The sequence below is a fragment of the Streptomyces sp. CoH27 genome, from assembly GCF_020181035.1.
Classification (GTDB): Bacteria; Actinomycetota; Actinomycetes; order Streptomycetales; family Streptomycetaceae; genus Streptomyces; species Streptomyces camelliae.
In genome coordinates this window covers 181,684-207,353 of sequence record NZ_JAIQYY010000010.1, presented here as the reverse complement: position 1 = coordinate 207,353, position 25,670 = coordinate 181,684, and the positions used below count along the sequence as shown (strand labels likewise).

The 25,670-nt window shown below is 70.8% G+C and carries 24 protein-coding genes and 1 pseudogene; 4 read left to right on the top strand and 21 right to left on the bottom strand.

Annotated elements, in window-relative coordinates:
• Position 1: 1 nt before the first annotated feature.
• The 15 genes and pseudogenes from LE548_RS18450 to LE548_RS18375 all read right to left on the bottom strand — a co-directional run bounded on the left by LE548_RS18450 (position 2) and on the right by LE548_RS18375 (position 14,606).
• Complete coding sequence (locus LE548_RS18450; protein ID WP_225097967.1) at positions 2-247, bottom strand: hypothetical protein; 246 nt, start codon at positions 245-247, stop codon at positions 2-4.
• Positions 244-462, bottom strand: a complete 219-nt coding sequence (locus tag LE548_RS18445) for a DUF397 domain-containing protein (protein WP_225097966.1) — start codon at positions 460-462, stop codon at positions 244-246. The genes LE548_RS18450 and LE548_RS18445 overlap by 4 nt, the downstream gene beginning before the upstream one ends.
• Positions 446-1,118, bottom strand: a pseudogene (locus tag LE548_RS18440) (Scr1 family TA system antitoxin-like transcriptional regulator). Before LE548_RS18440 ends, LE548_RS18445 begins: the two are co-directional and overlap by 17 nt.
• Before the next feature lie 317 nt (positions 1,119-1,435).
• Positions 1,436-2,206 (bottom strand): class I SAM-dependent methyltransferase, encoded by a 771-nt coding sequence (locus tag LE548_RS18435; protein WP_225097965.1) that lies wholly within the window; start codon positions 2,204-2,206, stop codon positions 1,436-1,438.
• Positions 2,207-2,231: 25 nt separating this feature from the next.
• Positions 2,232-3,494 (bottom strand): MFS transporter, encoded by a 1,263-nt coding sequence (locus LE548_RS18430; RefSeq protein WP_225097964.1) that lies wholly within the window; start codon positions 3,492-3,494, stop codon positions 2,232-2,234.
• A complete protein-coding gene (locus tag LE548_RS18425; RefSeq protein ID WP_225097963.1) occupies positions 3,491-3,970 on the bottom strand; it encodes a pyridoxamine 5'-phosphate oxidase family protein in 480 nt (159 codons plus the stop codon). The genes LE548_RS18430 and LE548_RS18425 overlap by 4 nt, the downstream gene beginning before the upstream one ends.
• Positions 3,967-5,184 carry a PLP-dependent aminotransferase family protein gene (locus LE548_RS18420; protein ID WP_225097962.1) on the bottom strand — a complete coding sequence of 406 codons (1,218 nt, stop codon included), beginning with the start codon at positions 5,182-5,184 and terminating at the stop codon, positions 3,967-3,969. The genes LE548_RS18425 and LE548_RS18420 overlap by 4 nt, the downstream gene beginning before the upstream one ends.
• Entirely contained in the window at positions 5,181-6,911 is a 1,731-nt protein-coding gene (locus LE548_RS18415) for a non-ribosomal peptide synthetase (RefSeq protein ID WP_225097961.1), read from the bottom strand. The genes LE548_RS18420 and LE548_RS18415 overlap by 4 nt, the downstream gene beginning before the upstream one ends.
• Positions 6,908-8,290, bottom strand: coding sequence for a condensation domain-containing protein (locus LE548_RS18410; RefSeq protein WP_225097960.1), 1,383 nt, complete (start codon positions 8,288-8,290; stop codon positions 6,908-6,910). Before LE548_RS18410 ends, LE548_RS18415 begins: the two co-directional genes overlap by 4 nt.
• Entirely contained in the window at positions 8,287-9,351 is a 1,065-nt protein-coding gene (locus tag LE548_RS18405; protein ID WP_225097959.1) for an LLM class flavin-dependent oxidoreductase, read from the bottom strand. The genes LE548_RS18410 and LE548_RS18405 overlap by 4 nt, the downstream gene beginning before the upstream one ends.
• 1 nt (position 9,352) lies before the next feature.
• Positions 9,353-10,069 (bottom strand): class II aldolase/adducin family protein, encoded by a 717-nt coding sequence (locus tag LE548_RS18400; RefSeq protein ID WP_225097958.1) that lies wholly within the window; start codon positions 10,067-10,069, stop codon positions 9,353-9,355.
• 16 nt (positions 10,070-10,085) lie between these two features.
• Positions 10,086-11,435 carry an SUMF1/EgtB/PvdO family nonheme iron enzyme gene (locus LE548_RS18395; protein ID WP_225097957.1) on the bottom strand — a complete coding sequence of 450 codons (1,350 nt, stop codon included), beginning with the start codon at positions 11,433-11,435 and terminating at the stop codon, positions 10,086-10,088.
• Between the two features lie 982 nt (positions 11,436-12,417).
• The gene (locus LE548_RS18385) at positions 12,418-12,636 is read right to left on the bottom strand and encodes a hypothetical protein (RefSeq protein WP_225097956.1); all 219 of its coding nucleotides are present in this window, start codon (positions 12,634-12,636) and stop codon (positions 12,418-12,420) included.
• A 90-nt stretch (positions 12,637-12,726) separates the two neighbouring features.
• Positions 12,727-13,650, bottom strand: a complete 924-nt coding sequence (gene murQ, locus LE548_RS18380) for an N-acetylmuramic acid 6-phosphate etherase (RefSeq protein ID WP_225097955.1) — start codon at positions 13,648-13,650, stop codon at positions 12,727-12,729.
• Between the two features lie 50 nt (positions 13,651-13,700).
• Positions 13,701-14,606 carry a MurR/RpiR family transcriptional regulator gene (locus LE548_RS18375; RefSeq protein WP_225097954.1) on the bottom strand — a complete coding sequence of 302 codons (906 nt, stop codon included), beginning with the start codon at positions 14,604-14,606 and terminating at the stop codon, positions 13,701-13,703.
• Positions 14,607-14,662: 56 nt separating this feature from the next.
• Between LE548_RS18375 and LE548_RS18370 the strand changes: the two genes are divergently transcribed.
• Positions 14,663-15,055, top strand: a complete 393-nt coding sequence (locus tag LE548_RS18370) for a hypothetical protein (protein ID WP_225097953.1) — start codon at positions 14,663-14,665, stop codon at positions 15,053-15,055.
• On the top strand, positions 15,052-15,327 hold the full coding sequence (locus tag LE548_RS18365; protein ID WP_225097952.1) for a DUF4031 domain-containing protein: 276 nt from the start codon (positions 15,052-15,054) through the stop codon (positions 15,325-15,327). The genes LE548_RS18370 and LE548_RS18365 overlap by 4 nt, the downstream gene beginning before the upstream one ends.
• A 12-nt stretch (positions 15,328-15,339) precedes the next feature.
• Here LE548_RS18365 and LE548_RS18360 read toward each other — a convergent pair whose 3' ends face one another.
• A complete protein-coding gene (locus LE548_RS18360) occupies positions 15,340-16,443 on the bottom strand; it encodes a GNAT family N-acetyltransferase (protein WP_225097951.1) in 1,104 nt (367 codons plus the stop codon).
• A gap of 27 nt (positions 16,444-16,470) precedes the next feature.
• Positions 16,471-17,118 (bottom strand): hypothetical protein, encoded by a 648-nt coding sequence (locus LE548_RS18355; protein WP_225097950.1) that lies wholly within the window; start codon positions 17,116-17,118, stop codon positions 16,471-16,473.
• Between the two features lie 110 nt (positions 17,119-17,228).
• On the opposite strand from LE548_RS18355, the gene LE548_RS18350 reads away from it, so the two are divergent.
• Positions 17,229-17,930, top strand: a complete 702-nt coding sequence (locus LE548_RS18350) for a copper homeostasis protein CutC (protein WP_225097949.1) — start codon at positions 17,229-17,231, stop codon at positions 17,928-17,930.
• A 148-nt stretch (positions 17,931-18,078) separates the two neighbouring features.
• Here the strand turns inward: LE548_RS18350 and LE548_RS18345 are convergent, their stop codons facing one another.
• Complete coding sequence (locus LE548_RS18345; protein WP_225097948.1) at positions 18,079-18,738, bottom strand: hypothetical protein; 660 nt, start codon at positions 18,736-18,738, stop codon at positions 18,079-18,081.
• Between the two features lie 86 nt (positions 18,739-18,824).
• Positions 18,825-20,789: a UvrD-helicase domain-containing protein gene (locus LE548_RS18340; RefSeq protein WP_374116135.1), complete on the bottom strand. Its 1,965-nt coding sequence runs from the start codon at positions 20,787-20,789 to the stop codon at positions 18,825-18,827.
• A gap of 379 nt (positions 20,790-21,168) precedes the next feature.
• Here LE548_RS18340 and LE548_RS18335 point away from each other — a divergent pair, with 379 nt between their 5' ends.
• Positions 21,169-21,351, top strand: coding sequence for a hypothetical protein (locus tag LE548_RS18335; RefSeq protein WP_225097946.1), 183 nt, complete (start codon positions 21,169-21,171; stop codon positions 21,349-21,351).
• Between the two features lie 6 nt (positions 21,352-21,357).
• On the opposite strand, the gene LE548_RS18330 is transcribed toward LE548_RS18335, so the two are convergent.
• Together LE548_RS18330 and LE548_RS18325 are read right to left on the bottom strand one after the other, a co-directional pair.
• A complete protein-coding gene (locus LE548_RS18330; protein WP_225098135.1) occupies positions 21,358-23,001 on the bottom strand; it encodes a DNA repair helicase XPB in 1,644 nt (547 codons plus the stop codon).
• A 76-nt stretch (positions 23,002-23,077) separates the two neighbouring features.
• Entirely contained in the window at positions 23,078-25,624 is a 2,547-nt protein-coding gene (locus tag LE548_RS18325) for a helicase-associated domain-containing protein (RefSeq protein ID WP_225097945.1), read from the bottom strand.
• Between the last annotated feature and the right edge of the window lie 46 nt (positions 25,625-25,670).

The following is a 25,670-nucleotide window of genomic DNA, read 5'->3' as shown; positions in this document are numbered from 1 at the left end:
GTCAGTCCGCGTAGTCCTTCAGTTTCTCCGTGTCCAGTGTGACGCCGACGGGGCCGGGCAGCGGCACTGGGGATCCCCAAGGGTACGAGAGTGTCCGTTGGTAGCGGCCTTCCTTCGGCTCGCTGAAGACCGGATGCGCGATGAAGATGACTTCCTCGCGGTCGTCGTCCAAGGCGATGTCCGCTCCTTCGACGCGGGAGATCTTCGCCTGGGTGAGTCTCGCGCGCGGCACGCCGGGCTCGCTCAACCGGTGGCCCCGGCTGCGCGCTTCACGTCCGTGACGAACGCGGACCAGGCATGCGCCGGGAACATCAGCTTCGGGCCGCGGGGGTTCTTCGAGTCCCGGACGGGGACGAGGGCGGGGTGGCCGTCGGCGACTTCCAGGCAGTCGCCGCCACCGCCGCTGTAGCTCGACTTGTGCCATACGGCTGTGCTCAGGTCGTACTCAGGGATGTTCCTCATGAGCGTAGTCCTGCGCCAACGCTTCGACCAGGGCCAGAGACTTCTCCGGCGAGAGTGCGGAGGCCGCGAGAAGATCGAATGTAAACCTCAGCTGGGCGACGGTGGCCGGGTCGTCCTCTAGTCGTCCGGTGCGCACCCCTTCCAGGTAGACCAGCGGAGGGGCGTCCTCGAACTCCATCAGCTTCAGGGCGCCCTGCATCGAGCTGTGCGCTGCCGCGCTCAGTGGCAGTACCTGCACGATGACCCCGCTGCGGCCGGCAAGGACAGCGATGTGGCGCAAGGCCTCCGCCATAACGGCTGGACCGCCGGTCTCCCGGCGCTGGGGATCAGGAGCGGCGCGTACTCCCTGATCGCCGTGGCTTGAGCTTCGGCCTCCGCCGCTTCGGCGAAGTGCTCCGGATACTTCGACTTGGCCGCCGCCTTGCAGTTCCGCTTGAAGAAGCCCCCGTGTTCAGGACCTCGTCCAGCATCCGTGCGAAATCCGGCTGCATCCTCCGCGCGCCCGACTCCAGCTGTCCGATGAACGTCCCGCTCACGAACAGCCGTTGGCCCAGCTCCTCCTGGCTGAGCCCCGCCTTCTCTCTCGCGTGCCGGAGTTCCGCGCCCAGCATGGCGCGCGGCGATGACGACGGGTCGAGGTCCTTGCGGCCTGCTATCGCGACTCCCTCTCCCACAGTCCGGATGGTTGGGGCGCCCTGTCTGGCCAGGCTAGCGAGCCGTCGACCACGCTGTGTAGTAAATACGGAACTCAGTGTGGACGTAGGGAAAGGTGCGCACGACCGAAGAGATCGTGGAGTCGTTGCGATACGCGCACGCCGGGGTCGGTGTCGTGTTCCGTCCCTGTGCGTCGACCCGGTGACCGGCGCGAGCGACGAACCCTTTGCGCTGGTCGGCTTGGGGCGCTGCAACGTCCGTACCGCAGAGCGGTTGACGGATGCGCTGAAGACGATGTCCGTCGGCGAGGAACTGCGGGTCAGGGTGTGGCAGGTGAACCGGGAGAGGCGTAGCTGTTGAGCGGTTTCCGGTAGACCACCACGTAGCTTCCCTCCGCCGTGAAGGGGGAGCGCGACCAGCCGTTCCAGCGGCCTTCCAGCCGCAGGCCGGCCATGCGGGCCATCAAGTCCAGTTCGGCGGGCCAGGAGTAGCGAAAGACCATAGGGTACAGCTTGGTGCCGGTCTCCGTGATGGCGATGTACTGGCGGGTGACCGTCTGCTCCACCCGGTCGAACTGGGAGACCCGGAGCACAACCTGGTCGAGTGCCACTTGCAGGGGATCGGTCGACTGGGGCTGGATGAGCCGGTGCGGATCGGGCACGAAGAGCTGTAGTACAAGGGCGCCGCCGGGAGCCAGTCGTGCCGCGGCGTTCTGGAAGCAGCGTACTTGGTCGTCCTGAGTGCGCAGCAGAAAGAACGTGTGCTGCACGGCGTAGACCAGGTCGAAGGTCCCGTCGACGCCGACATCGGCGAAGTCGCCTCGTACGGCTCGCACCTGGGTGCCATCGGGCTTGTCGGCCAGCTGCCGGAGCATGGTGTCGGACGCGTCGATGCCGGTGACGCGCATGCCGGCGCGCGCCAGAGGGATGGCGACCCGACCGGTTCCGACGCCGAGTTCCAGCGCCGGGCCGGGCTTGGCCACCTCCACCAGGAAGGCCACGGCGGCCTCTTCATCCTTGGCGGCCGGCCAGCCGATGGCGTCGTGGTCGACCATGCGGTCTCCGTAGGTCGATGCTTCGTATCCCTGCACGTGTGCGCTCCTCTTGTTGTCTGCGTCAGTCTTCGGTGACGTCTCGGCGCGATCTGAGCAGGCCCTGGGCCGCCAGCGGGACCAGAGCGAGGGTGAGTCCCGCGGACAGCAGCAGTCCGCCGCGTGCGCCGAGTGCGCCGACCACCGGCCCGCTGAGCGGGAGTCCGACCGGGGCCGCCAGGGTCGATCCGGTCGTCCACAGCGTGATGACCGGTTGCTGCTCCTCCGGCCGGAGTGCCGATTGGACGAACGTGTAGGCGATCGGCGTGAACGGGGCGTAGACGAGTCCCCCCAGAGCGAAGGCGCAGGCCGCGACCGGCAGGGAGGGGGCCAGGCCGAGCATCACGACGAAGGCGCCCCACAGTGCGATCACGGAGACCAGGACGGCCTGCTGGGGCAGTTTGCGCAGCCGGTTGGTGAGAGCGCCGCCGACCAGTGCGCCGACCCCGAAGGCGGTCCAGACGAAGCCCAGGGTGCTTCCGTCGCCGTGCAGGTCCTCCTTGGCCAGCAGCGGAAGCGCGACCTCCACGGGCATGTAGGAGAGGTTGAACAGGAAGACCACGGCGAACAGACGGGCCGCCATGGGGTGCAGCCGCAGGATGCGCCAGCCGGACTGCGAGGCACGCTCCTTGCGTGCCGCCCCCGGCTGCGTCGGCACGACGAGACAGACGACCCCCAGGAGGACGAGGAAGCTCGCCGCCTGAAAGAGACAGGCGATACCCGTGCCGAAGAGGACGGTGACCGCGCCGCCGAGGGCCGGGCCGACGACGTAGAGGGCAACGCTGTTGGCGAAGCCCAGCAGTCCGTTGACGGCGAAGAGGTCCTTCTTGTCGGCCATCCCGGTGGCGACCAGGCGCCGGGCGCTGGAGGCCGGCAGGTGCAGGACCGACCCCAGCATCAGGGCAGCCACCATGACCCGGATGTCGATCCACTCGGCGAGGGCGGCCGAGCCCACCACCGCGAACAGCGCGGTGCGCAGGGCGCTGTCGGTGATGACTACGCCGCGGATCGGCAGTCGTAACCGTCCAAGGCCCACACCAAGGGCGATCACCGTGGTCAGCACGTACGGTGCGGTCATCGTCAAGCTGACCGCCACGGGGGTGGAGAGTGTGCCGTGATGGCGGATCGCCAGCAACGGCAGCGCGATCAGCACGATGCCGTCACCCACGCTTGAGACCACGTAACTGGCCAGCAGTGCCGCAAGACGCGGGTTCCGCCTGAGCAGTTGCGGGTACGAGGGGCTGTCGGGCGGCGCGGGTGCGGCCTCGTCGGTGCTCTCGGTGGTCACCGTCGTGTCACCTCCGCTGCGGACGATGGCCGAAAGGACAGGTCGGCGGCCCAGAGGGTATGGGGCGTCAGCTGCGCCCAGCGCGAGGACGAGGTGCCGTCGAGGCTGAAGCGCGGGTCCCACAGCTCCTCCCGCTCGCCCAGGTATCGGGTGAGTTTGCGTCGTCCACGGTCGGTATCGAAGTCGACCACACTGCCGTGACCGCGTGCGACGACCTGGAGCACACGGCCGGTGGTCAGCTCGCAGGAGTCCACCACGAGTTCGAAGACCGGGTTGCGGCGGAGCCGTTGCTCAAGTCTGGCCCAGGGACCGGTGAGCACCCAGAACGAATGGTCCTCCCAGAGGAACCACACGGGCCGCACGCGTGGCCCGTCCGTGGCGAGGCGGGCGACCAGCGGACGGGCCAGGAACGCCTCGACGTCGAAAGGGGCTTTGTCCAGATCGGGAAACGCCCCGTCTCTCCTGGTCAGTTTCACTCTCGCCGGTCCTCGCTGCTGTCGTGCCAGGCGCGTGCCAACCGCTCCACGGCTTCCGGCATGTCCTCGGCGCGCGCACAGGAGAACGACAACCGTAGCGTGGCGCGGTCGGGGTCCGTCGCGTAGAAGTCGGTCCCAGGTACGTAGGACACCCCCTCCTTGAGGGCGGCCGTCAGCAGACGGGCGGTGTCGGTGCCCTGGGGGAACCTGCCCCAGACGAAGAAGCCACCGCGGGGGACTTCGAAGTCGAGAACCGAGCCGAAGGCTCCGGCCAGGGCGGACACCAGCGCGTCCCGGCGCTCGCGGTAGACGCCGCGCGCCCGGTCCAGCTGGGCCGCCAGGAACGTGGAGTCCTGCACCAGATCGTGTACCACTTGCTGTAGCAGGTGTGAGTTGCCCAGGTCGGCCGCCTGCTTGAATTTCATCAGGACATCGATGAGCGAGGGCGGGGCGATCACGTAGCCGAGGCGTGCCCCGGGAAAGAGCACCTTGGAGAAGCTGCCCATGCGCACGGTGTTCTCCGACGGAGGTGCAGCGGGGAGTGGGAGGGCGGCCGGGTCGTAGCCGAGTTCCCGGTAGGGGTCGTCCTCGACGAGCACGCACTCGTACCGCTCGGCGAGTTCGCTCAGCCGTTCGCGTCGCGGTGCGGTGAGGCTCGTGCCCGTCGGGTTGGCGAAGGCGGGGACAACGTAGATCATCTTGGTGCGCGGTTCTGAGGCGAGTACCTCCCCGAGCCGTTCGAGGCCGTGGTCCGAGCTGATCGGGACGTCCACCACGCGGGCCTGGAAAAGGCGGAAGACCTGTAGCGCGCCGAGGTAGCTGGGCCGGTCCACGACGACTACGTCCCCGGGGTCGAGCAGCGCCTTGCACAGGAGGTCGAGCGCCTGCTGCGAGCCATGGGTGAGCAGCACGCGGTCGGCCTCGTACGACCGGCCTGTTGCGGTGGGGACCTGGGCCGCGATCCAGGATCGCAGTGCGGGCAGGCCACTGGCATCGCCGTACTGGAGGGCGGCCGGGTCTCGTTTCAGCAGGCGGGTGGTGACCTCGGTGAACTCTTGTGAGCAGAAGGTCTCCGGTGCCGGACTGCCGGCTGCCAGGGGGATCACGTCGCTGGTCCCGGTGAGCCGGAGTACGGCTCCGATGGCGGAGTCCGCGAGGTGTCCGGTGCGTTCCGCCAGTGCGGGAAGCCGCGCGGGTGTGTGGACGGACGTCACTGAGTTCTGTCTCCGTTCTCCCGCGCGGCCGCGCAGATCCGGCGCGGGGTGCGCTGCCGGAAGATGACCGTGTAAGGGACATCCATGCCATGTCGTTCAAGCAGGGCTTGCCGTACCCGGGCGACGCCCAGTGAGTCTCCGCCCAGCCCGAAGAAGTCGTCGTGCGCGCCGATGTCCGCGATACCGAGGATCTCCTTGAAGACGTCGATGACCCGACGCTCGCTGTCGTCGCGGGCCTCGGCCCGGTGGCTGCGGAGCACGTTGTCCGGTGCGGGTTCCGGGAGCCGCTTGCGGTCGGCCTTGCCGCTGGGCAGCAGAGGCAAGGCGGCGAGTCGTACCAACACGTTCGGCACCATCGGAGCCGGCAGTTGCTCGGCCAGTGAGTCGATCACGCCGTCGGGTGCCATGTCGTCATGTTCGGTGACCAGGTAGCCCACGAGGCGGGGGCGGTCCGCCTCTCCGGTGTGGATCGCAGCCGCCGCGGCTTTGACACCGGGGTGGGCGAGGAGTGCGGCCTCAACCGCCGCCAGATCGACACGGACTCCGGCGACCTTCGGATCGTCGTCGCGCCGGCCTGCGAACTCCACTTCGCCGTCCGCCACCACGCGGGCCAGATCACCGGTGCGGTACATGCGGTGGCCGGCGCCGAGGAAGGGATCGGGCAGGAAGCGCTCCGCGGTCTGGTCAGGGTCGCCGAGGTAACCGCGGGCCAGCCCCCTGCCGCCGATGAAGAGCTCCCCGACCTGCCCCTGGGCCACGGGGGCGAGTTCGTCATCAAGGATATAGACGCGGGTGTCCCGGATCGGGTGCCCGACCGGGGGGAGGCGTCCGGGGGCGGCCGCGGCGGGGTCGAGCCATGCGGCGAGGCGCACACTGGACGCCTCGGTCACGCCGTACGAGTTGACCACGTCGAAGGGCAGGCCCTCAGGCCAGACCCGCAGTTGCTCGCCGCCCGCCACCAGGAGCCGCAGCGGGCAGGGGTCGGGCCAGTCGACGCTGAGCAGCCGCTCCGCGAGCCCGGTCACGACGATGCTCCAGTTGACGCCGGACCGTACCAACCAGTCCCGGAGCGCCGAGCCCTCCCACACGGTTCCCTCCGGCGAGATCGCCACCGCGGCGCCCGCGGTGAGCGGAGTCCACAATTCCCACCGTGAGATGGCAAACCCTGGGGACGCCAGCCAGCTGCCGCGGTCCTCGGGGTGGATGGCGAAGGCGCTGTGGGACCACTGGGCCTCGTTGACAATCCCGGTATGTGGCACGGCGACCGCCTTGGGACGCCCCGTCGAGCCGGAGGTGAAGTAGATGTACGCGATGGTGCCGTCCTCCCCGGACGGCGGTGCCGGCAGGTCGTCGAGGGGGTCGGCCCCCGGTGGTAGGGCGATCTCCTCGACGGTCTCCACCGGCCCCACGATCACGCGGACACCCGCGATGCGGAGCATGTCCGCGACCCGGGCCCGAGGCAGATCCGTTGCCACGGGCACACAGATCCCGCCCGCCTGCCACACGGCGAGCGTGGCGATGACGTGCTCCGCGGAACGGGGCACGGTGACGGCGACCCGGGTGCCGCGGCCCACGCCATGCTCGACGAGGCGCTGGGCCAGCGAACGCGCCCGCCGGTCGAGTTCGCGGTAGCCGATGACGGTGCCACCGTCGAGGAGAGCGGGCCGGTCAGGCACGCGCCGGGCTGCCAGGTGGACGAGGTCATGGGTGCCCTGGCCGGTGATCACGTCCGTACCTCCCCGATCGGGGCCCCCGGCTCTCGCAGCAATCGCTCCAGGTTGCGGCGGTGCATGTCGATGAAGCGCCGCGCGCTCGGCGGGGTGAAGACCGCGCGGTTGTACGTCATCTCGCCGTCGAGGCCGGTGGGACCGATGTACAGCGTGGGCACCACGTTCTGGCCGTAGACGTGGGCGTAGCGGTCGGTGTCCAGGTCGATGCTGTAACAGGTCTCGTGCGCGAAGGAGAAGGGGTGGACCTCGGCTTCGCCGAGCCGCTGCGGTGGCCCGAGGGCCGTGGAGTGCACGCTGCCGCGCACCCACACGTGGTACAGCGCGCGGGCGGGCCAGGGCCGCCGGGCCTTGAAGCCCGGGTCGATCGCCTCGGCGATGACCGGATAAGGCAGCAGATGGTCGTAGACGTCGAGCACGGTGTCCCGGACGTGCTCCAGGTGTTCTCCGAAGGTGTCCTCGGGATTCACGTCGACCGGCAACAGCACCAGATCGGAGAAGTGTCCTACGGCATTGAGGTCCGCCTTGAGTTCCAGTCGGGTCAGTGAAGAGCCGACCACGATCCGCCGTGCCCCGCAGATACCGGCAAGGGCGGCGGTGTAGGCCGCGACGTGGATGAGGTAAGGCGTCACACCCGCCTGCCCGCGCAGGCCGGCCAATTCTGCCGGCCGCGCCTGGACACTGAAGGGTTCCGTCTCCCGGAGGAACACCGGTGGAGGGTCCGCAGGGTAGTCGGTCGGGACGGCGAGGGGAGCGGGCAACGGAGTGAGGACCCGCCGCCAGTAGTCCAGGCGTATGTCCGCGTCCTTCGGCAGCTCGCGGGCACGCCACACGAAGTCCCGGTACTGGTCCTGCCGCTCGGGAGGCGGCAGCTCCTCATATGCCTCGGCCAGATGCCGGATGACGAGCTGCACCGAGGGCGCGTCCAGCATGAGGTGGCTCACGGAGAAGACCAGCACATGGTCGCGCGGAGCACGGCGTACCAGTGTCGCGTGCCACAGCGGCCCCTGGACGTGATCGAATACACGGTCGCACTCGCCGTTGGCGATCAGTTCGCACAGCCGGTGCTGCTCCTGGTACGGCACGCCTGAGAGATCGACCAGGGCGAACGGCAAGGACTGAGCGTCCCGCGGATCCCGGATCTCCTGGCGTGGTGAATCGGAGATCTCGTCGAAGGTGGTGCGCAGAACGTCGTGCCGCTGCCGGACGGTGTCCAGTGCGCGTTCGAGCCGGTCGGCGTCGACGGGCCCGTGCAGCGTGTACGCCAGGCAGACATTGCTCTTGGTCCTGCCCGGTTCGTCGGGGTGCATGAAACGCAGGCTCTCCCACAGCCACTCCTGCTGCGGGCTGAGCGGGACCGGATCGCTGAGCCGGGTCATGCGTCCCCCACAAGTTCCGGCAGCACCCGCTCACCGAGAAGCCGGACAGCACGCATGGCCTCGGCGTGCGAGACGGACCCGAACCGCAGTTGCAGGCTCAACTCGGCGCCTGGATAGAGCTTTGCGATCCGGCGCAGGGTCGCGGTGGCTTCCGGCACTCCGCCCACAATGATGTTGTCAGCGGCCATGAGGTCGGCGACGGTGGTCCTGCGCGCGGCTTCCTCCATGCGCTCGTAGCCCTGGTACTCGTCCGAGGTGACACCGCGCCAACTGCTGTATGCCTCCAGTTGTTTGTCGCGGTAGGCCGCGTAGTGCTCTTCTGCGCGGGTGAGGGCTTCGCTCTGGGTCTCGGCTACGTAGCAGTGGTAGCTGACGTGGAGCCGGAAGTCCGGCGAATGGCCGTGCGCGAGGCGGGTCCTGCGGTGCAGGTCGAGCAGTCCGCTGAGCTTCGCGTGGCTCGCCACGACCGGAATGATCATGAGGTGGTAGCCCCGCTCCGCTGCCCAGGTGAAGGTCTCGGGCGAGGTGGTGGCGGCAATGAATATGGGTGGGTGGGGCCGCTGGACAGGCTGGGGCAACACAGGTGGCAGCGGGCCGAACTGATGGAACCGGCCTTCCCAGCGGAAGTTGTGCGACGACCAGAGCTGTTCGACGGCCTCGACGCCTTCTTCCAGCCGGGCACGGCTTTCCGTCATGCGCACGCCGAACGCGTCGAACTCGGAGGGCAGAAAGGCACGCCCGAACCCCGCGTCGAGGCGGCCGTGGGAGAGGTTGTCGAGCACGGACAGCGAGGCCGCCAGTTTGATGGGATGGGTGAACGCGGGAGTGACCGCTCCGGTGACCAGCCGGACCTGTGAGGTCCGCCGGGCGACAGCCGACAGCAAGGACACCGGGTCCGGACTGTATCCGCCCCATTCGTGGAAGTGGTGCTCGACCAGCTTCACATGGCTGAAGGAGAGGCGGTCGGCCAGCTCGCTCAACTCGATCATCTCGTCGTAGAACCGCGCACCAGGCATCTCGGCGGGCCCCACGGTGGGCAGGAAGTTGAGCCCGATCTTCATGTCACCGCTTCCCACGGACGCACGTCGTCTCGTACAGGTTCCGGTACTGCTTGTCGGTGAACTCCAGCTTCGCCAGGGCACGTGCGGTGTCCAGGGCCACCTCGTGCGGAATGAGCCGCGGTGTGCCGGCCGCCTCAGCCATGAGCTGTGACTGGGCGCAGCGTTCCATCACGATGAACAGCCACACCGCCTCACCGATGGTGCGGCCGCCCGTCAAGAAGCCGTGATTCTGCATGATCACCGCTGTTCCGTCACCCATGGCCTCGATGACCTCCTTGCCCTCCTGGCGGGCGTTGACGAGGCCGGTGAATCGGTCGTAGAGGCCGTGCCGCTGGTAGATGACGCAGGCATCCTGGGTGATCGGGTCGAGTAGCCGTCCCAGGGACGACCAGGTCTTGCCGTACATGGAGTGTGTATGGGCGAAGGCCACCAGGTCCGGCCGATTACGGTGCAGTTCACCGTGGAGCGGATCCACTGCGGGGTTGAGTTCGCCGGAGCCTTCCAGGACGGTCCCCTCACCGCCCACCAGCAGCAGGTCGTCGACCGTGACCTGGTGGAAGTCCAGACCGAACGGGTTGACCCAGTAGGCGTCCGGGCGCTCCGGGTCCCGCACGCTCACGTGGCCGGCGATTCCCTCGCTGTAGCCCAGTTCGGCGAGCAGATGTATGCCTTCCACCAGGGTCTGCCGCAGCGCCTGGCGCTCATCTCGATCGGACATCGTGCATCCTCACCTTTCAGTCACGTGCGGACGCGTCGTATACGCAGCGGAATCCGACCTCGTTGTGCCGGTCGGTCAGCAGGTCCTTGCCGCGGTAGAAGGTCGACAAGCACACGGGGGGAGACGTCCAGGTACCACCGCGCAGGACGTGGAACGCCTCGGGTCGGTTCATGAACTCCTGACCCGTGCGCCCTTTGAAGAAGGGGGCCATGTCCGCTCGGGTGAAGAAGTTGGTGCGGGTGATCTCCCAGACGTTCCCCGCCATGTTCAGGGCGCCGTACGGGCTGGCACCGGCAGGGTGGGAATCGGCGGCCGCCACCGGCTTCTCCGGCCAGGAGACCGTGGTGGTGACCAGGAGCTCCTCCAGGTCAGCCAGGTTGTGGATGTCGTTCCGGCCGTACGCCGTGAACACACATCGCGCCTTGTCGTCACCCCAGGTGTCGCCCCAGGGGTAGACCCTGCCGTCCGTTCCGCGAGCGGCCTTTTCCCACTCGTTCTCGGAGGGGAGTCTGCCGCCAGCCCAGCGGGCGAAGGCGTAGGCGTCGTACCAGTCGACACCGACGACTGGTAGCTCTGGTCGGTTGAAGCGCGGGTCGCGCCAGTGGGCCGGTGTGTAGTCCTTGCCCTCCGGCTCATCGGGGTGGGCGAATTCCTTCGAGCTGCCGGCCGCTTCGAGGAACTCCGCGTACCGTGCGTTCGTTACCGTGGTGCGGTCGATGTAGTAGGCGGGGAGTTCCTCGACGCGCAGGGGGTTGTCGGAGTCGTCCATCTGGAACGGGCCGATGTCGGTCACCCTTGCTCCGGCGATGAAGGGGCCGGCGGGAACCAGGACGACGTCCCGCAGATCGGGTTCGCGCCTGGCGGTGACCACTTGCGCCCGCAACTCGGCGAAGTGCTGGTTTTCGAGTTCGCGCAGCTCCTCGGAATCCACGGAGCCGAAGAAGTCGAGCAGGGCGCGCTTGGTGAAGGCCGCACCGCAGCCCACCGGTTTGCGCGCGTACGCGGGCTTGGTGAAATTGCTGGGCCACCCCGAGATCCGGATCATATGCGCCACCGCCTCAGGGATACGGTGCTCACCGGCGACCTTGATGGCGGTGAAGGCAACCCAGTCCACATCGTCATGGATCGCCTCGCAGATCGCCGCCCGCGCCTCGGGAGCGGCGACGAAGCGGGTGGCCAGGGTCTCCACGGCAAGGCGTCGCACATTCCAGTCCGCATGCCCTACCGCCCACGCGGACAGTTGCTCCAGGGAGAGATCGTCCACCGTCGCATCGGCCAGCTCCTTCTCTATCTGCTGAATCCGATTTCGGTATTCCTGGCCTTGAAGAGCTGTTATCGATTCTTCCTCGAACAGTTCGTGCAGCATTCTCCTGCCCGCCTCGTACCCGATTCCTGATGAGGTGCCGGGAGAGCATATTCGGTCTCCCGGCACCCTTATTTGTCAGTCGCGACGATTACCACTTCGTCGCCGACTCGCCCGCCTCGCGGGACGCCAGGAAGTCCTCGGCAGTCACCTTGAATCACCACCTTTCTGTTCTGGTCGGATGGTTTATCAAGGCCACGCATGGAGCGCGGCCGATCAGGGGTACGCCGCATCCGTTCACGGCGGTTCAGGAGGAGTCAACGGTCAGGGGAATGCCAAGGTGGAGAAGACGCGAACCTGCAGGGACAAGGAGATCCAGGCCGATGGAACAACGGGGCGCGCACTTCGGCCGGCGACGAGGAGGTGGCGCAGAAATCGGGCGAGATCGGCGGCGGTGGAGAACGCGCCGGAAATTCCGGCCGTCTCGCCGAAAAGTCGGGCAGAGTAGTCGTGCACGGTGCCCCGGGCACGCTGCAGTGGAGCCCAGATCGGCTTGCCTGCGATGAACGCCCTGCTCCCCTCGATCCACAGCTCCTTGATCCCTCATGTACACGAGCCAATACTCTATGTATGACACATCAAGAATCGACTGAGGCATTTCAGGCGGCTTGATCCGCACGCATGCGTGAAAGGGCGCGTTGATCTATAGGCGAGTGATCGACTTCACTTCTTTGCCTGGTGACACAAGAGGTGAGCGTGCTTGGTGCGCTTGAACGCCACCTGAGGAAGTCGGCGGATGACTGGCCGTGCGAGGTACAGGTCAGGCCAGTTGTCGTGGGCTCGTGGTCGGAGGAATGGCCCGATGGAGCGGTTGCCACCGAGGCGATGTTACAAGCTCGGCCGCTCTGTCAACTTGTAAGGGAATCTTGGCGGTAGCGCCGGAGCGCGTCGTTTGAAACCGGGGGCAGGCCAGGGCGCAGCGGCCCGGCGCCCGGCTCCGCCGCCGGCTCTTCTGGCGCTACACCTTGGTCTGGCGGGCGCCTCGTCAGTGACGGATGAGGCTTCCCTCGCCGCAGGTGGGCCCGGCGAAGTGCAGCGGCAGCGGGGAGACGGCGTTGGCGACGGGCAGCACGGCGAGGTCTTCGGCGCACCGCGCGGTGCCGGTCGTCGTCCAGTGGCCGGAGTCCTCGGCGTGGGCGGGGGCGGCCAGGGCGGCGGCGGAGATCGTGAGGGCGGCGGTGGTCAGGAGCTTCATCTTCGTCATGCCGGGGGAACGACCGCCCCGGGCGGGGTGTTACGCGGGTGCAGCCGGTCGGGGGGCGCGCCGGCGCCCCTGTCGCCCCGAGCGTGCGGCTCAGCGGGGCGCGTGGGCCAGCGCGGCGCGCAGATGGCCGCCGGACTCCTCCAGAAGGCGGGCGGCCGTGGGGCCGTCGACGTCGGCGAGGAGGGCGAGGATCGCGCTCTTCACCTCGCCGCCCGACGCGGCCAGCGCCCGCTCGATCTCCTCGTCGCCCGCCCCCGTGGCCAGGGCGACGATCCGGCGGGAGCGGGCCCGGAGTTTGTCGTTCGACGCCCGTACGTCGACCATCAGGTTTCCGTAGGTCTTGCCCAGCCGGATCATCGTGATCGTCGAGATCATGTTCAGGACGAGTTTCTGCGCCGTGCCCGCCTTCAGGCGGGTGGAGCCTGTGATCAGTTCGGGGCCGACCACGACCTCGATGCCGTGCTCGGCCGCCGCCGCGAGCGCGCTGTGCTCATTGCAGGCCAGCCCGATCGTCAACGCGCCCTGGGCCCGCGCGTGCTCGACGGCGCCGATCGCGTAGGGGGTGCGGCCCGAGGCGGAGATGCCGACCACGGTGTCGCCGGCGGTGAGCTTCAGCGCGTCCAGGTCCTGCCGGGCCAGCTCCTCGGAGTCCTCCGCGCCCTCCACCGAGGTCACCATGGCCGAGGGGCCGCCCGCGATCAGGCCGACGACCTGGGCGGGATCGGTGTTGAAGGTGGGCGGGCACTCCGAGGCGTCCAGCACGCCGAGCCGGCCGGCGGTACCGGCACCGGCGTAGATCAGCCGGCCACCGTTCGCCATGCGTGCGGCGACGGCGTCGATGGCTGCGGCGATCCGGGGCAGCTGGGCCGCCACGGCCGCGGGGACACCGGCGTCCTCGCCGTTCATCAGGCGGGCGATGTCGAGGGTGGGCAGGCGGTCGATGTCGGCGAGGTCGGGACGGAAGGCCTCGGTGGTCAGGGAGGCCAACTGGCTGCGCAGGTCGGGGGAGGTCATGAGGGGGCGGCTCTCTCAGGTCTCTCAGGTTCGGGTTCGCGTGCTGGTGCTCACCTGGGGCTGGTGCGATGCCGGTGCGCCAGCGCCTCGTACGACGCGGCCAGCGCGGGCGCCGCCGTCTCGTACGTCCGCTGGGCCACTCCCACGAACAGGCAGTCCACCACGAGCAGTTGACTCGTCCGCGAGGACATCGCGGCGGGCCGCAGCTCGCTCTCCCGTGAGGTGGACGTGGTCAGTACGTGGTCGGCGTACTGGGTGACCGGCGAGTCGGGCCGGCCGGTGACGGCCACGGTCGTAGCCCCGTGCTCGAAGGCGACCCGCAGCGGCTCTATGACGTCCCCCGTCGAGCCGGAGTGGGTGATCGCGATCGCCACGTCGCCCGAGCGGAGCTGCACCGCGTTGGTCACCGCGAGGTGCGGGTCGCTGTGGGCGTGGGCTATGAGGCCGATGCGGAGCAGCTTCTGGGTGAGGTCCTGGGCGACCAGCCCGGACGCCCCGATGCCGTAGACGTCGGTGCGGCGGGCGCCGGCCAGCGCGGTGACGGCGGCGCCGAGCTGCGCGGTGTCGAGTCCGGCGGCGGTGTCGGCGAGGGTCTGCTGCTCCTCGTAGGCGAGTTTCGCGACGACGTCGGCGAGCGGATCGTCCACCGCGATGTCGGTCGTGATGGCGGGCGCCCGGCCCGACTGCTGTTGTGCGGCGAGGCCCGCGAGGGCCAGGCGCAGGTCCCGGTAGCCGGGGTAGCCGAGGAGGCGGGCGGTGCGCACCACCGTGGCCTCGCTGGTGCCGGTGAGTTCGGCGAGGCCGGTGACCGTGAGGGCGGCGCAGCCGGCCGGGTCGTTCGCGACGGCCTCGGCGACGCGCAGCATGGACCGGGTCATGGAAGGGGCGAGGGTGCGCACCTTCGCGGCGAGCGAGCCGCCCGGACTGCCGAAAATTTCCTTCACGTCCTGGGTCACATGTGAAAGCTATTTTCGGTTCGGTATGGCGGTCAAGAGTGCGCACAATGGGTTCCATGGAGTCCCTCGATCCCGTCAGCCCCCTTGAGCAGGCCCTGCACGCCGCCCGCGCGCTGGTGCTGGCCGATCTGATCGCGGGCGAGGTCGCCCACGCGGACGTCGTCTCGCTGGTCGAGGACTCCGTCGCGGAACGGCGCTGGTGGGTCGAGCAGTGGCCGGACGGCATGGCCTACCTCGCCGGGCTGGTCGCCCAGGACGTGCAGGACGCACTGCTGGAGCGGTACGGCCGCTGGCCGCTGTGCCCGGTGTGCGGCTCGGGCGACCCGCACGCCCTCGACGTGGAGCCGGAACTGGGCCCCGATCCGCACTGGGTCTGTCACAAGGCGGGCGTGAAGGTCGCGGCGGTGGGCTTGCTGGGCTCGGCCACCGGCGGGACGACCTCCTCGTGACCCTGTACCTCGACCCGCCCGCCTGGCCGGGACACGGGCGCCTCTGGTCGCACCTGATCAGCGATGTGTCGTACGACGAACTCCACGCGTTCGCCGAGAAGCTGGAGGTGCCGAGGCGGGCCTTCGACGGCGACCACTACGACATTCCGGCGCACCGGTACGCGGACGTGGTGGCCGCCGGGGCGGTGGAGGTCAGCAGCCGCGAGGTGGTGCGGCTGCTGCACGCCTCCGGACTGCGGCGCAGGAAGGGCCCTCAGGCCCGGCGGACGTAGAGTCGCAGCCCGTCAGGCCCGGCGGACATAGAGCTGGAGCCCGTCCTCCATGCCGTGCTCGGCGTGTGCGATGCGCTCCTCCTCCACGGTCGCGCGGGTGAAGCCGGCCCGGGACGCCACGCGCTGCGAGGGGACGTTGGCGTGCTCGACGGTCGCGATGACCATGCGGACGTCGTCCCGGGCCAGCGCCCAGTCGGCCAGCGTGCGCAGGGCCTCCGTCGCGTACCCCTGGCCCCGGGCGCCCTCGGCGAGGTCGTAGCCGACCTCCACCCAGCCCTCCTCGTTCGGTGCGCCGTGGAAGCCGATGCCGCCGATCGCGCGGCCGTCCTCGTGCCGGACGAGGGCGAAGACCCCGAACTCCGGCCGGTGCACGCCGGCTTCGTACGCCTTCACCAGCATGCCGGCGGCGTCCCGGGTGCCCTCGTACGGGCCGCCCTCGATCCAGTCCAGGCCGCCGTCGCCGCCGAGGCGCAGATCGCGGGCGACGGCCGGGCGCAGGCCGGTGAGGGTGACGCGGTCGGCGGGGATGACGAGGTTGTTGCGCCAGCGCCACTCGGTGACCGGGGCGCGGCCGGGCAGCTCGCCGCGCCCGGTGGCCCACAGCAGGGTCGGCCAGGGCTCCGGGCCGGGCTTGACCTGCGGGAAGAGCCAGGTCAGGACGGACTCGGCGAGGTCGGCCGGCGGCTCGTAGGGGAGGCCGAGGCCCTGGGCGATGTCGTGGGTGTGCAGCAGTGTCTCCGCGATGCCCATCGCCGCGAAGCCATGGCGGTCGGCGCTGCGGAACGGGTAGGGGTGGAAGGCGCGCACACCGGGCGGGGCGGTGTCGACGGCGGCGGCGAGCAGCGCGCCGGCCGCCTCGATGACATGCAGCAGACCGGCGTTGTCGGTGCCCTCGTCGAGCGTGGCCTCGAAGGGGACGTAGTCGTCCTGGGCGCGTCCGGCGAGGTTGGCCGCGTATCCCAGGCAGCACTCGGCGATGTGGAACGCGGTGCCGTGACAACTCAACTCCACCCGCCCGGCTTTGACGGCCGTCCAGTCCCGGTCCGCCGCCGGCCGCAGCGCCGCCACACATCCGGTGACGGCCTTGGTCACATCTTCCCCGTTGATCGTTCGCATGAGGCGCACTCTAGGGAAGGCGCGGGCTCAGGTCGACAGCAATTCCAGTTCCGAGGCGAGGTTGTAGCGGGCGGTGGCCTCCCAGTGCTCCTGGCCGTACGGGGTGCGGAACAGCCGGGGCAGGCCGAGGAGTTGGCGCAGAACCGCCGAACGGCCTTCCCGGAAGGCGTCGTTCGGCACGAAGTGGTACTCCTCGCGCACCTCGGCGGTGTAGGTGGCGTACGCCGACGGGGGCGCGGCCAGGATCGCGAGGTCCGCGTCGCACAGCACCTGGCCGTCGCGGTCGTCGTCGGCCGGGTCGTGCGTGACGGTGAGCCGGACCAGCCGGGCCACCTCGGCGGTCTTGTCCCGCGAGACCCCGGCCTCGGGGAGGGCGCGCTCGGCGAGGCGGGCGGAGCGCTCCTCGTTCGTCGACCGTTCCGGCAGGTACACGGCGTCGTGGAACCAGGCGGCCAGGCGTACGACGTCCGGGTCGTCCGCGTACTCCGCGAGCACGTCGATGCGGTCGAGGACCGCCGTGAGGTGCTCAAGGGTGTGGTAGCGGCGCTGCGGTTCCTGCCAGCGGCGCAGCAGGGCGTCGGCGTACCGGTACGGGTCCGGGGCGCAGGAGTCGTCGTCACGTGCCGCGAGCAGGGCACGCAGCCAGCGGGAACGCAGGTCGTCGAGGTCGGCCATGGGCACATTGTGGCGTGCTGTCGGCCGTGGGAGGGGGCAGGGCGTACCCTTGAATTGGACTAGACCTCTACACCTGTCCCTGGACCTGTAGCCGCGATGAATGGGGTGCCATGAGCAAGCGTGCAGTCCTGGAGGTGATCGCGCTCGACGTCGAGGACGCGGTCGCCGCCCAGGCGGGAGGCGCGGATCGCCTGGAGCTGGTCACCGAGATGGCGGCCGACGGGCTCACCCCCGCGCCGGCCACCGTCGCCGGCATCCGGGCCGCCGTCGACATCGACCTGCGCGTGATGCTGCGGCTGACGGACGGCTTCGCGGTCGGAGCCGCCGGGGACCTGGAGCGGCTGGTCCGGGTGGCGGGCGAGCTGCGGGACGCCGGCGCCGACCAGTTCGTGCTCGGGTTCCTCGACGCGGACGGCGGGGTGGACCTGGCGGCGGTGGAGCGGGTGGCCGGCGCGCTGGACGGCTGCGCGTGGACGTTCCACCGCGCGATCGACCGCGCCGCCGACCGCGACGCCCTGCGCAAGCAGCTCGCCGACCTGCCCGGCCTGGACACCTACCTCACGGCGGGCGCCGCAGGCGGGGTGGACGAGGGGCTGCCGACGCTGCTCGCGGAGGCGGGGCGCCGGGGCGAGCCCGGGTACGGCCAGACGGTCCTGGTGGGCGGCGGGCTGCGCCTGGAGCACGTACGCCCGCTGCGCACGGCAGGGATCGACGCCTTCCACATCGGCGGCGCCGCTCGCCCCGCGGGTTGGGCCGGGCCGGTTTCCGAGGAGGCTGTGCGGGAATGGCGGAGGGTGCTGGACGGGGAATAGCGCCGCTCCGGTCCGGGACGTACGCCCGGTGCGGCGCCGTCGTGGTTGCTCGCTCCCCCACGTTCTCGGCTTCGCTCGAACAGGGGGACCCCCATCGCGGCGGAGCCGCATACCGGACACTGCCCCGCGCCCCTTCGGGGCGCTTCCCTCACGCCGTCGCGAGCACGACCAGGACGAAGAGGAACACCACGCCGAAGCCCGAGAGCGGGAGCAGGCCGAACATTCCGGCCGGGCGGCGGAACACCGGGAGGCCCGGGTCCAGGCCGGGGCCGAGTGCGGCCGTCGGGGCGGTCAGCTTGCGGATCTTGGACAGGGCGAAGAGGTTGATCAGCAGCGTGATGGGCGTGATGACCATCGACATCGGCCCCCACCAGCCCTTCGCCAGCGTGTCCGACTGCATCTTGCGGAAGACGGCGAGCGCGCAGGACTGGCAGAAGGTGCCCTTGCGCCACAGGTTCCGCATCACGATGAGCATGCCCTGGTGGCCCCGGATCGTCACCCGCGTGGCGGGCCCGGCTCCGCACACCTCGCACCCGGGGCCGGCGGGCGCCTGCTGATACGGGGCGGGCCGGCTGTGGTCGACGGGTGCCTGCTGGTACGGAGCCTGGGGCTGGCCGTAGCCGCCGGGCGCCTGCTGGGGCGGATACGGCGCGGGCGCCTGCTGATACGCCCCGGGGGCCGGCTGCTGGTAGGGCCCGGGCGCCTGCGCGTACGGCCCAGGCGCCTGCTGCGCGTAGGGACCCGGCTGCTGCGGGTACGCCCCGGGGGTCTGCTGGTATCCGGGATGCGGGGACGGCGGTGTGCTCAACGGAGGCCTTTCCAAAGGGGGACGCGACTGACCTGACACAACGGCACCGCAGCCTACTCATCCGCACCGACAGCCCCGCCGTCGGCTCAGCCCAGCTGTGCGGGCAGGGGCGCCGAGTGCGTGACGATCAGGCCCGACACCGCTCGGGTCAGCGCCACGTACAGCCGCCGCAGCCCCGTCCGTTCGTCCGGCTCCCCGTCCACCACCGCCTGCGGTTCGTCCAGGGCGACGTAGTCGTACTCAAGGCCCTTGGCGAGGGAGGCCGGGACCAGGGTGAGGCGGGTCTCGCGGGTGGTCTCCTCGCCAGGGGCGAGATACGAGATCCCGGCAGCCGTCAGGGCCTCGGCCAGGGCCGGGATGCGGGCGTCGGCGGCGATCAGGCCCGTCGAGCCCTCGTTGCCCAGCAACTCCTCGCAGGCCGCGACGACGTCGGCGGTCCCGGTGGCCGTACGGACCTCGAAGAAGCCGGGGTTCTCCCGGACGGAGGCGACCGGGGTGAGACCGGGGGCGATGTGGGGCAGGAGCCGGGAGGCGTAACGGATGACGTCCGTCGGCACGCGGAAACCCGTCGTCAGTTGCTCGATCACACCGTCCCGCTTGCCCAGGTGGGCCAGCGCCTCGTCCCAGCTCCGGGTCGCCCACGGGGTCGTGCCCTGGGCCAGGTCGCCGAGGACGGTGGCGCTGCCGGTGGTGCAGCGGCGGCCGACCGAGCGGTACTGCATGGGGGACAGGTCCTGCGCCTCGTCCAGGACGACATGGCCGAGCGAGTGCGTGCGCTGGATCAGGTCCGTCGCCTCGTCGATCAGCACCGCGTCCGCCGAGGACCACCTGGCCGACTTCACGCTGCGCACCGGCTTGGCCCACAGGATCGTCTTCTGCTCGTCCTCGTCGAGGATCCCCTCGGCGTGCTCGGCGAGGAAGTCCGCGTCCGTCAGCAGGCGCAGCACCAGTTTCGCCGGATCCACGGCCGGCCAGACCGCCTTCACGGCCGCCTTGACCGCGCTGTTGCGGGCCACCGCGTCCTGCACCCGGTCGTCCGGCGCCTCCCCGGCCCGCTCCATCTGCACCAGCACCGCGTGCGCGATCCGCTGCGGCAGGGCCTCGCGGGCGGCGCCGTACCGGATGTCCCGCTCCAGCAACTCCCGTACGACGTCTTCCAGTTCGTACGCCGGTACCCGCCAGCGCCGCGACCCGCGCACGACCACGACCGGCTCCGTCGGCATGCTCACGTGCGCGTACAGCGCCCGGCGCAGCACCTCGGCCATCCGGGCGTCGCCCTTGACCACGGCCGCGGCCGCCTCGTCCGTGCCGCGCACCTCCACATGTGCCACCAGGTCGTCCACGGTGGCCTGCTGCACCGCCAACTCGCCCAGGGCGGGCAGGACTTGCTCGATGTAGTGCAGGAAGGACCGGTTCGGCCCGATGACGAGCGTGCCGGTGCGGGCCAGCCGGTCCCGGTGGGCGTAGAGCAGATACGCGACCCGGTGCAGACCGACGGCGGTCTTCCCGGTGCCGGGCCCTCCCTGTACACAGACGGTCCCGCCCAGCCCGCTGCGGACGATCTCGTCCTGCTCGGGCTGGATGGTGGCGACGATGTCCCGCATGGGGCCGACGCGCGGCCGCTCGATCTCCTGCTGGAGCAGCTTGCTGGCCTTCGCCGACTCCTCCGGGTCGGACAGGTGCTCGTCCTCGTACGCCGTGAGGTCGCCGCCGGTGTAGCCGAAGCGGCGGCGCAGCCCGACGTCCATCGGGTCCTTCTTGGACGCCCGGTAGAACGGCTGGGAGACCGGGGCACGCCAGTCGATGACCATCGGATCGCCGTCGGCGTCGTGCACATGCCGGCGCCCGATATAGAACTGCTCGCCCTCCGCACCCTCGGCCCGGTCCGCACCCGGAGCGTGCAGATAGTCGAGCCGCCCGAAGAACAGCGGGGTGTCGCTCAGGTCGGCCAGCGCCTTGATCCGCTCGTCGATCTGGCGGGACAGCACCTGGGCGTTCACCCAGTTCGCGGCGACGTCCTTGATGTCCAGCGCCTCCACGTCCTCGCGCATGGCGCGCAGCGCGGCACGGGAGGCGGACAGATGGGCGCGCTCCCGGGCGAGGGGGTCGTCGAGCGGGGCAGCGAGTGGGGCGTCGAGCGGCTCTGGGGCGGGCGTGGACAAGGGGGTGCCTCCGGTAGACCTGCTGGGACGGCTACGACGATGCCGCACGGTTTCCGACCGGGCGACGGCACTCCGCGGAAGGGAGGCGGGCAAGAGCGGAGATTCTAGGGGAGGGGTTGGGGAGGGGGCCAATGAATTTCCCGGCCCCTAGGGGACAGGTGATCCCTGGAGTAGGGGGCGGAGTCCACCCGCGGGCCTAGTCCGGGGCATCCGGAATTGGCCCCGGAGACCGATGCGGGTCTTATGCCCGGAGAGCCACCATGGAGACATGAGCGCAGCATCCATCTCCCCGGCCCCCGCCCGGCCCCCGGCGGGCGCCACGGCCACGGACGGCCCCCATCACCATCCGATCGGCAACGCCCTGCGCGCCCTCAAGGTGTTCGCGGAAGCGGCGATCAGCGTCGTGATCTTCGGCGAGTACGGCGAGGAAGCGGGCATACGCCGCAAGTGACCCGGCTCAGCTCTCCGCAAGGATCTCGTCGGCGTCCACGATGCGGTAGGCATAGCCCTGCTCGGCCAGGAAGCGCTGCCGGTGGGCGGCGAAGTCCTGGTCGATGGTGTCGCGGGCGACCACCGAGTAGAAGTGGGCCTGGTGGCCGTCGGCCTTCGGGCGCAGCACGCGGCCCAGGCGCTGGGCCTCCTCCTGGCGCGAGCCGAAGGTGCCGGACACCTGGATGGCGACCGTCGCCTCGGGCAGGTCGATGGAGAAGTTCGCGACCTTCGACACCACCAGCACACTGATCTCGCCCTCGCGGAACGCGTCGAAGAGCTTCTCGCGCTGCGCGTTGGACGTCTCGCCCTTGATCACCGGGGCGTTCAAGTGCTCGCCCAGCTCGTCGAGTTGGTCGATGTACTGGCCGATGACGAGGATCTGCTGGCCGGCGAAGCGGCGCACGATCGCCTCCGTCACCTTCCGCTTGGTGTCCGTCGTCGCACAGAAGCGGTACTTCTCCTCCGTCTCGGCGGTGGCGTACGCGAGCCGCTCGGAGTCGGTCAGGTTCACCCGCACCTCGACACAGTCGGCGGGCGCGATGTACCCCTGCGCCTCGATCTCCTTCCAGGGCGCGTCGAACCGCTTGGGCCCGATGAGGGAGAAGACGTCCGACTCGCGCCCGTCCTCACGGACCAGCGTCGCCGTCAGCCCCAGCCGCCGGCGCGCCTGGAGATCGGCGGTGAACTTGAAGACGGGAGCCGGCAGCAGATGCACCTCGTCGTAGACGATCAGCCCCCAGTCCCGGGAGTCGAACAGCTCCAGGTGCGGATAGACACCCTTCCGCTTCGTCGTCAGCACCTGGTACGTGGCGATGGTGACCGGCCGGATCTCCTTCCTCGTCCCGCTGTACTCGCCGATCTCGTCCTCGGTCAGCGAGGTCCGCTTCACCAGCTCGTGCTTCCACTGCCGCGCCGAGACGGTGTTGGTGACGAGGATGAGGGTGGTCGACTTGGCCTGCGCCATGGACCCGGCGCCGACCAGCGTCTTTCCGGCACCGCAGGGGAGCACGACCACACCGCTGCCGCCGTGCCAGAAGTTCTCCACGGCCTGCTTCTGGTACGGCCTGAGCGCCCAGCCGTCCTCCAGCAGCTCGATGGGGTGCGCCTCACCGTCGACGTACCCGGCGAGGTCCTCGGCCGGCCAGCCCAGCTTCAGCAGCACCTGCTTGATCTGCCCGCGCTCCGAGGGGTGCACGACGACGGTGTCGGGGTCGATCCGGGCGCCCACCAGCGGGGCGATCCGCTTGGACCGCAGCACCTCCTCCAGCACCGGCCGGTCGGTGCTGGTGAGCACGAGTCCGTGCGCGGGGTGCTTGGACAGGGTCAGCCGGCCGTAGCGGTCCATCGTGTCGGCGATGTCGACCAGCAGCGCGTGCGGCACCGGATACCGGCTGTACTGCACCAGCGCGTCCACGACCTGCTCGGCGTCGTGCCCGGCCGCCCGCGCGTTCCACAGCCCGAGCGGCGTGACCCGGTAGGTGTGGATGTGCTCCGGCGCCCGCTCCAGCTCGGCGAACGGCGCGATGGCCCGTCGGCAGTCGTCGGCCCGCTCGTGGTCGACTTCCAGGAGCAGGGTCTTGTCGGACTGTACGATCAGCGGTCCGTTCACGAGCGGCACACACCCTTTCCTCACCGGCCAAACGTCCAGTGTGCCGCATTCGCCGAGGAAGCGGGTGAGCCGCAGGTCAGTCCTCGGCCAGCTCCGCCACCCCCGTGATCCGGTGCAGCGGATACGTCCGGACCTCGTCCGCCGTGTGGTCGTACGCCGTGACGAAGCCGCCCTCGACGCGGACCGGGGCGATGACGCGCTGGCTGGCGGAGCCCTCGGCGTTGACGTAGCCGATCCAGAGGGAGCCGCCGGTCAGGACGGCGGCCTGCATGGTGGCCAGGGTCTCGGCGGCGGAGGTGCGGGGGAGTTCGCCGCCCGTCGGCAGGGCCCCGGCCCCGGCGGACTCGCCGACGGGCTTGCGCGGGGTGGTCGCGGCCAGGTCGCCGGCCCGGATCGCGCGGATCGCCGCCGTCAGCAGCGTGGCGTCGGGTGGCGGCGGGCCGTCCGGGACCGGCTCGGGTGCGGTGCGCGGCGGGGTGCGGTGGGCGTGGGCGCGGGCGATCAGGACATCGCCCTCGGCGGACTCGGCGGCCGGCGCGAAGCCCATCGCGCGCAGGCCCTCCAGCAGCGTCGCCGGGTCGGACTGGGCGGCCAGCACGGTCGGGGCCAGCCGGCGCAGCCGCAGGGCGGCGGCGCGCTTGTCGGCCAGGATCTCGTTCAGCAGGGCGTCGTCGTCGCAGCGTACGTACGCCGAGGCCGCGCCCACCCGCAGCCGGCCGTGCTTGCGGGCCACGTCGTCGATCAGATACGCGAGCGGCTGCGGGACCGGCGTACGGGAGTGCTCGGTGAGGAAGGCGTGCAGGTCGGCGGCGCTGCGGCCGGCGTCCAGGGCGCGGCGGACCGAGCCCGGTGTGAAGCGGTAGACCGTCGCGCCGCCCTTGGACTCGACGTCCGCGAGCACGCCCAGCGTGTCGGCGAGCGGCCGCCGCAGCGGGCCCGGCGCCACCGCCGTCAGGTCGGCCTGGAGCAGCACGTGGTCCAGGGGTTCGGGCAGCAGCGGGGCCAGGATCCGGGCGGCCGCCGCGGTCGCCGTCGTCTGCTCAAGGGGGGAGAGGGAGGCGGGGGTGTGATGGTGATGGACCGGGAGTTTGGCGCCCGGACCGGAACCGTCCCGCGGGGGTACGGCGGCGGCGGGGGCCGGTGCGCCCAGCAGGGCGCGGGCGTGCGCCGACAGCGCGCCCCGGCCGGTGATCCCCAGCTGTTCCGCCTCCGCCAGGGTCCAGCGGGCCAGCCGGGAGCGCAGGTCCTCCGCGCCGTCCGGCTGCCGGCCGCGCAGGGGCCGTTCCCAGCGCAGCCGGGCCAGGACCGACTCGGTGTCCGCCGCCGTGCCCGTGGGGAGCCCGGCGAGCAGGGTCAGCACCCGGTGCCGTACCTCGGGCGCGGCCGAGCGGTCCAGGCCCGGCCCGAGCGCGGAGAGCGTGCGGTCCTTGGCGTCCCGCCCGCCGACCAGCCCCGGCGTCCGGGTGGCCGCCAGCCAGGCCTCCGCGAGCCGGCCCCAGCGTTCGGCGGCGGGCCGCTCCAGCCACTCGTCGTAGGCGGGCGTGGCCGCGTACCGCTCGTCGGCCTCGCCGTCGGAGGCGATCAGACCGGCCGCGTACGCCAGCTCCACCCAGAACGCGGCGACCGGCTCCGCCACGTCCAGCGCGACGGCGGTCCGCTTCAGGTCCCGCACGCTCAGCCCGCCGGCCCGCAGCACGGCCGGGCCGCCCTCGTCCCAGTCCTTCAGCAGCTCCTCGACGGTGGCGAGCGCGGTGTACGCCTGGCCGGCCGCCGTCGCGTCGACCACCTGCGGGTTGTGGGCGGCGGCCGGCTCCACGGCGGGCGGCAGCGGCTCGGGCGTGCGGTGCGCGAGGCCCTCGCGCAGATGCAGGGCCACCTCGCGGGGCAGGACCACCGTGCCGGGGGCGGTCGGCAGCAGCAGGCCCCGGTCGAGCAGCCAGCGCAGATGCGCGGCCGGCTCCGGGGTGACCTGCCCGTACGGCGGTCCCCAGACCAGCCGGGCGAGCACCTCGTGCGACCCGGCCGGGGCGCCGGCGAGCAGCTTGGCCATCTTCCCGCGGTGGGTGAACAGCGCGGTGAGCGCGGCCACGGCGGACACCGCGTCGTGCGTCGACGGCAGCCCGGCCGTCGTCACGATCTCCTGGACCCGGCCCGGCGACATGCCCGAGGTCGCCTCCTGCACGGTCGGGCCGAGCCCGGTCGGGGAGGGGTGCTGCGCGGACGGGGCGAGGAGCTCCCGGGCGGTGCGGACGAGCCGCAGCCGCTCGTCGTCGCCCCACACCAGCGCCTGCTCGCGCAGGGTGCCGAGGGCACGCGGCAGCGCGCCGGCGACCGTCGCGTCCCGGGCGTCGCCCGCCATCAGCCCGAGCAGGGTGTCGTACGACGCCGGGTCCGGGGCGACGGCCAGCGCCTCCGCGGTCTGCAGCGCGAACCGGTCCAGCCGCTCCAGCGCACGCAGCACCGAGGCGCGGGTGCCGGCCCGGGTGGCCAGCTGGGTGAGGTCGGTCGGGACGGGCGTGATGAGGTCGGGCCGGCTGCGCAGGAGCGCGGACAGGGAGGCGTCGTCCCTGGCGCGCAGCGCTTCCGCGAGGGAACGGGGAGCTGGTCGGGCCGCTTGGCTCATCTGACCCACGGTAGCGGGTGCGCCGGTTCCAGCCGAGTGAGTCGGG

Coding starts and splice junctions, on each gene's coding strand:
- LE548_RS18340 (WP_374116135.1), bottom strand. CDS start 20,789: ATGCGCGAGGACGTGGAGGCGCTGGACATCAAGGACGTCGCCGCGAAC.
- LE548_RS18355 (WP_225097950.1), bottom strand. CDS start 17,118: ATGGCCGACCTCGACGACCTGCGTTCCCGCTGGCTGCGTGCCCTGCTC.
- LE548_RS18410 (WP_225097960.1), bottom strand. CDS start 8,290: ATGACCCGGCTCAGCGATCCGGTCCCGCTCAGCCCGCAGCAGGAGTGG.
- LE548_RS18325 (WP_225097945.1), bottom strand. CDS start 25,624: ATGAGCCAAGCGGCCCGACCAGCTCCCCGTTCCCTCGCGGAAGCGCTG.
- LE548_RS18445 (WP_225097966.1), bottom strand. CDS start 462: ATGAGGAACATCCCTGAGTACGACCTGAGCACAGCCGTATGGCACAAG.
- LE548_RS18395 (WP_225097957.1), bottom strand. CDS start 11,435: ATGCTGCACGAACTGTTCGAGGAAGAATCGATAACAGCTCTTCAAGGC.
- LE548_RS18400 (WP_225097958.1), bottom strand. CDS start 10,069: ATGTCCGATCGAGATGAGCGCCAGGCGCTGCGGCAGACCCTGGTGGAA.
- LE548_RS18370 (WP_225097953.1), top strand. CDS start 14,663: ATGGAGTCCCTCGATCCCGTCAGCCCCCTTGAGCAGGCCCTGCACGCC.
- LE548_RS18385 (WP_225097956.1), bottom strand. CDS start 12,636: ATGACGAAGATGAAGCTCCTGACCACCGCCGCCCTCACGATCTCCGCC.
- LE548_RS18405 (WP_225097959.1), bottom strand. CDS start 9,351: ATGAAGATCGGGCTCAACTTCCTGCCCACCGTGGGGCCCGCCGAGATG.
- LE548_RS18335 (WP_225097946.1), top strand. CDS start 21,169: ATGAGCGCAGCATCCATCTCCCCGGCCCCCGCCCGGCCCCCGGCGGGC.
- murQ (WP_225097955.1), bottom strand. CDS start 13,650: ATGACCTCCCCCGACCTGCGCAGCCAGTTGGCCTCCCTGACCACCGAG.
- LE548_RS18350 (WP_225097949.1), top strand. CDS start 17,229: ATGAGCAAGCGTGCAGTCCTGGAGGTGATCGCGCTCGACGTCGAGGAC.
- LE548_RS18360 (WP_225097951.1), bottom strand. CDS start 16,443: ATGCGAACGATCAACGGGGAAGATGTGACCAAGGCCGTCACCGGATGT.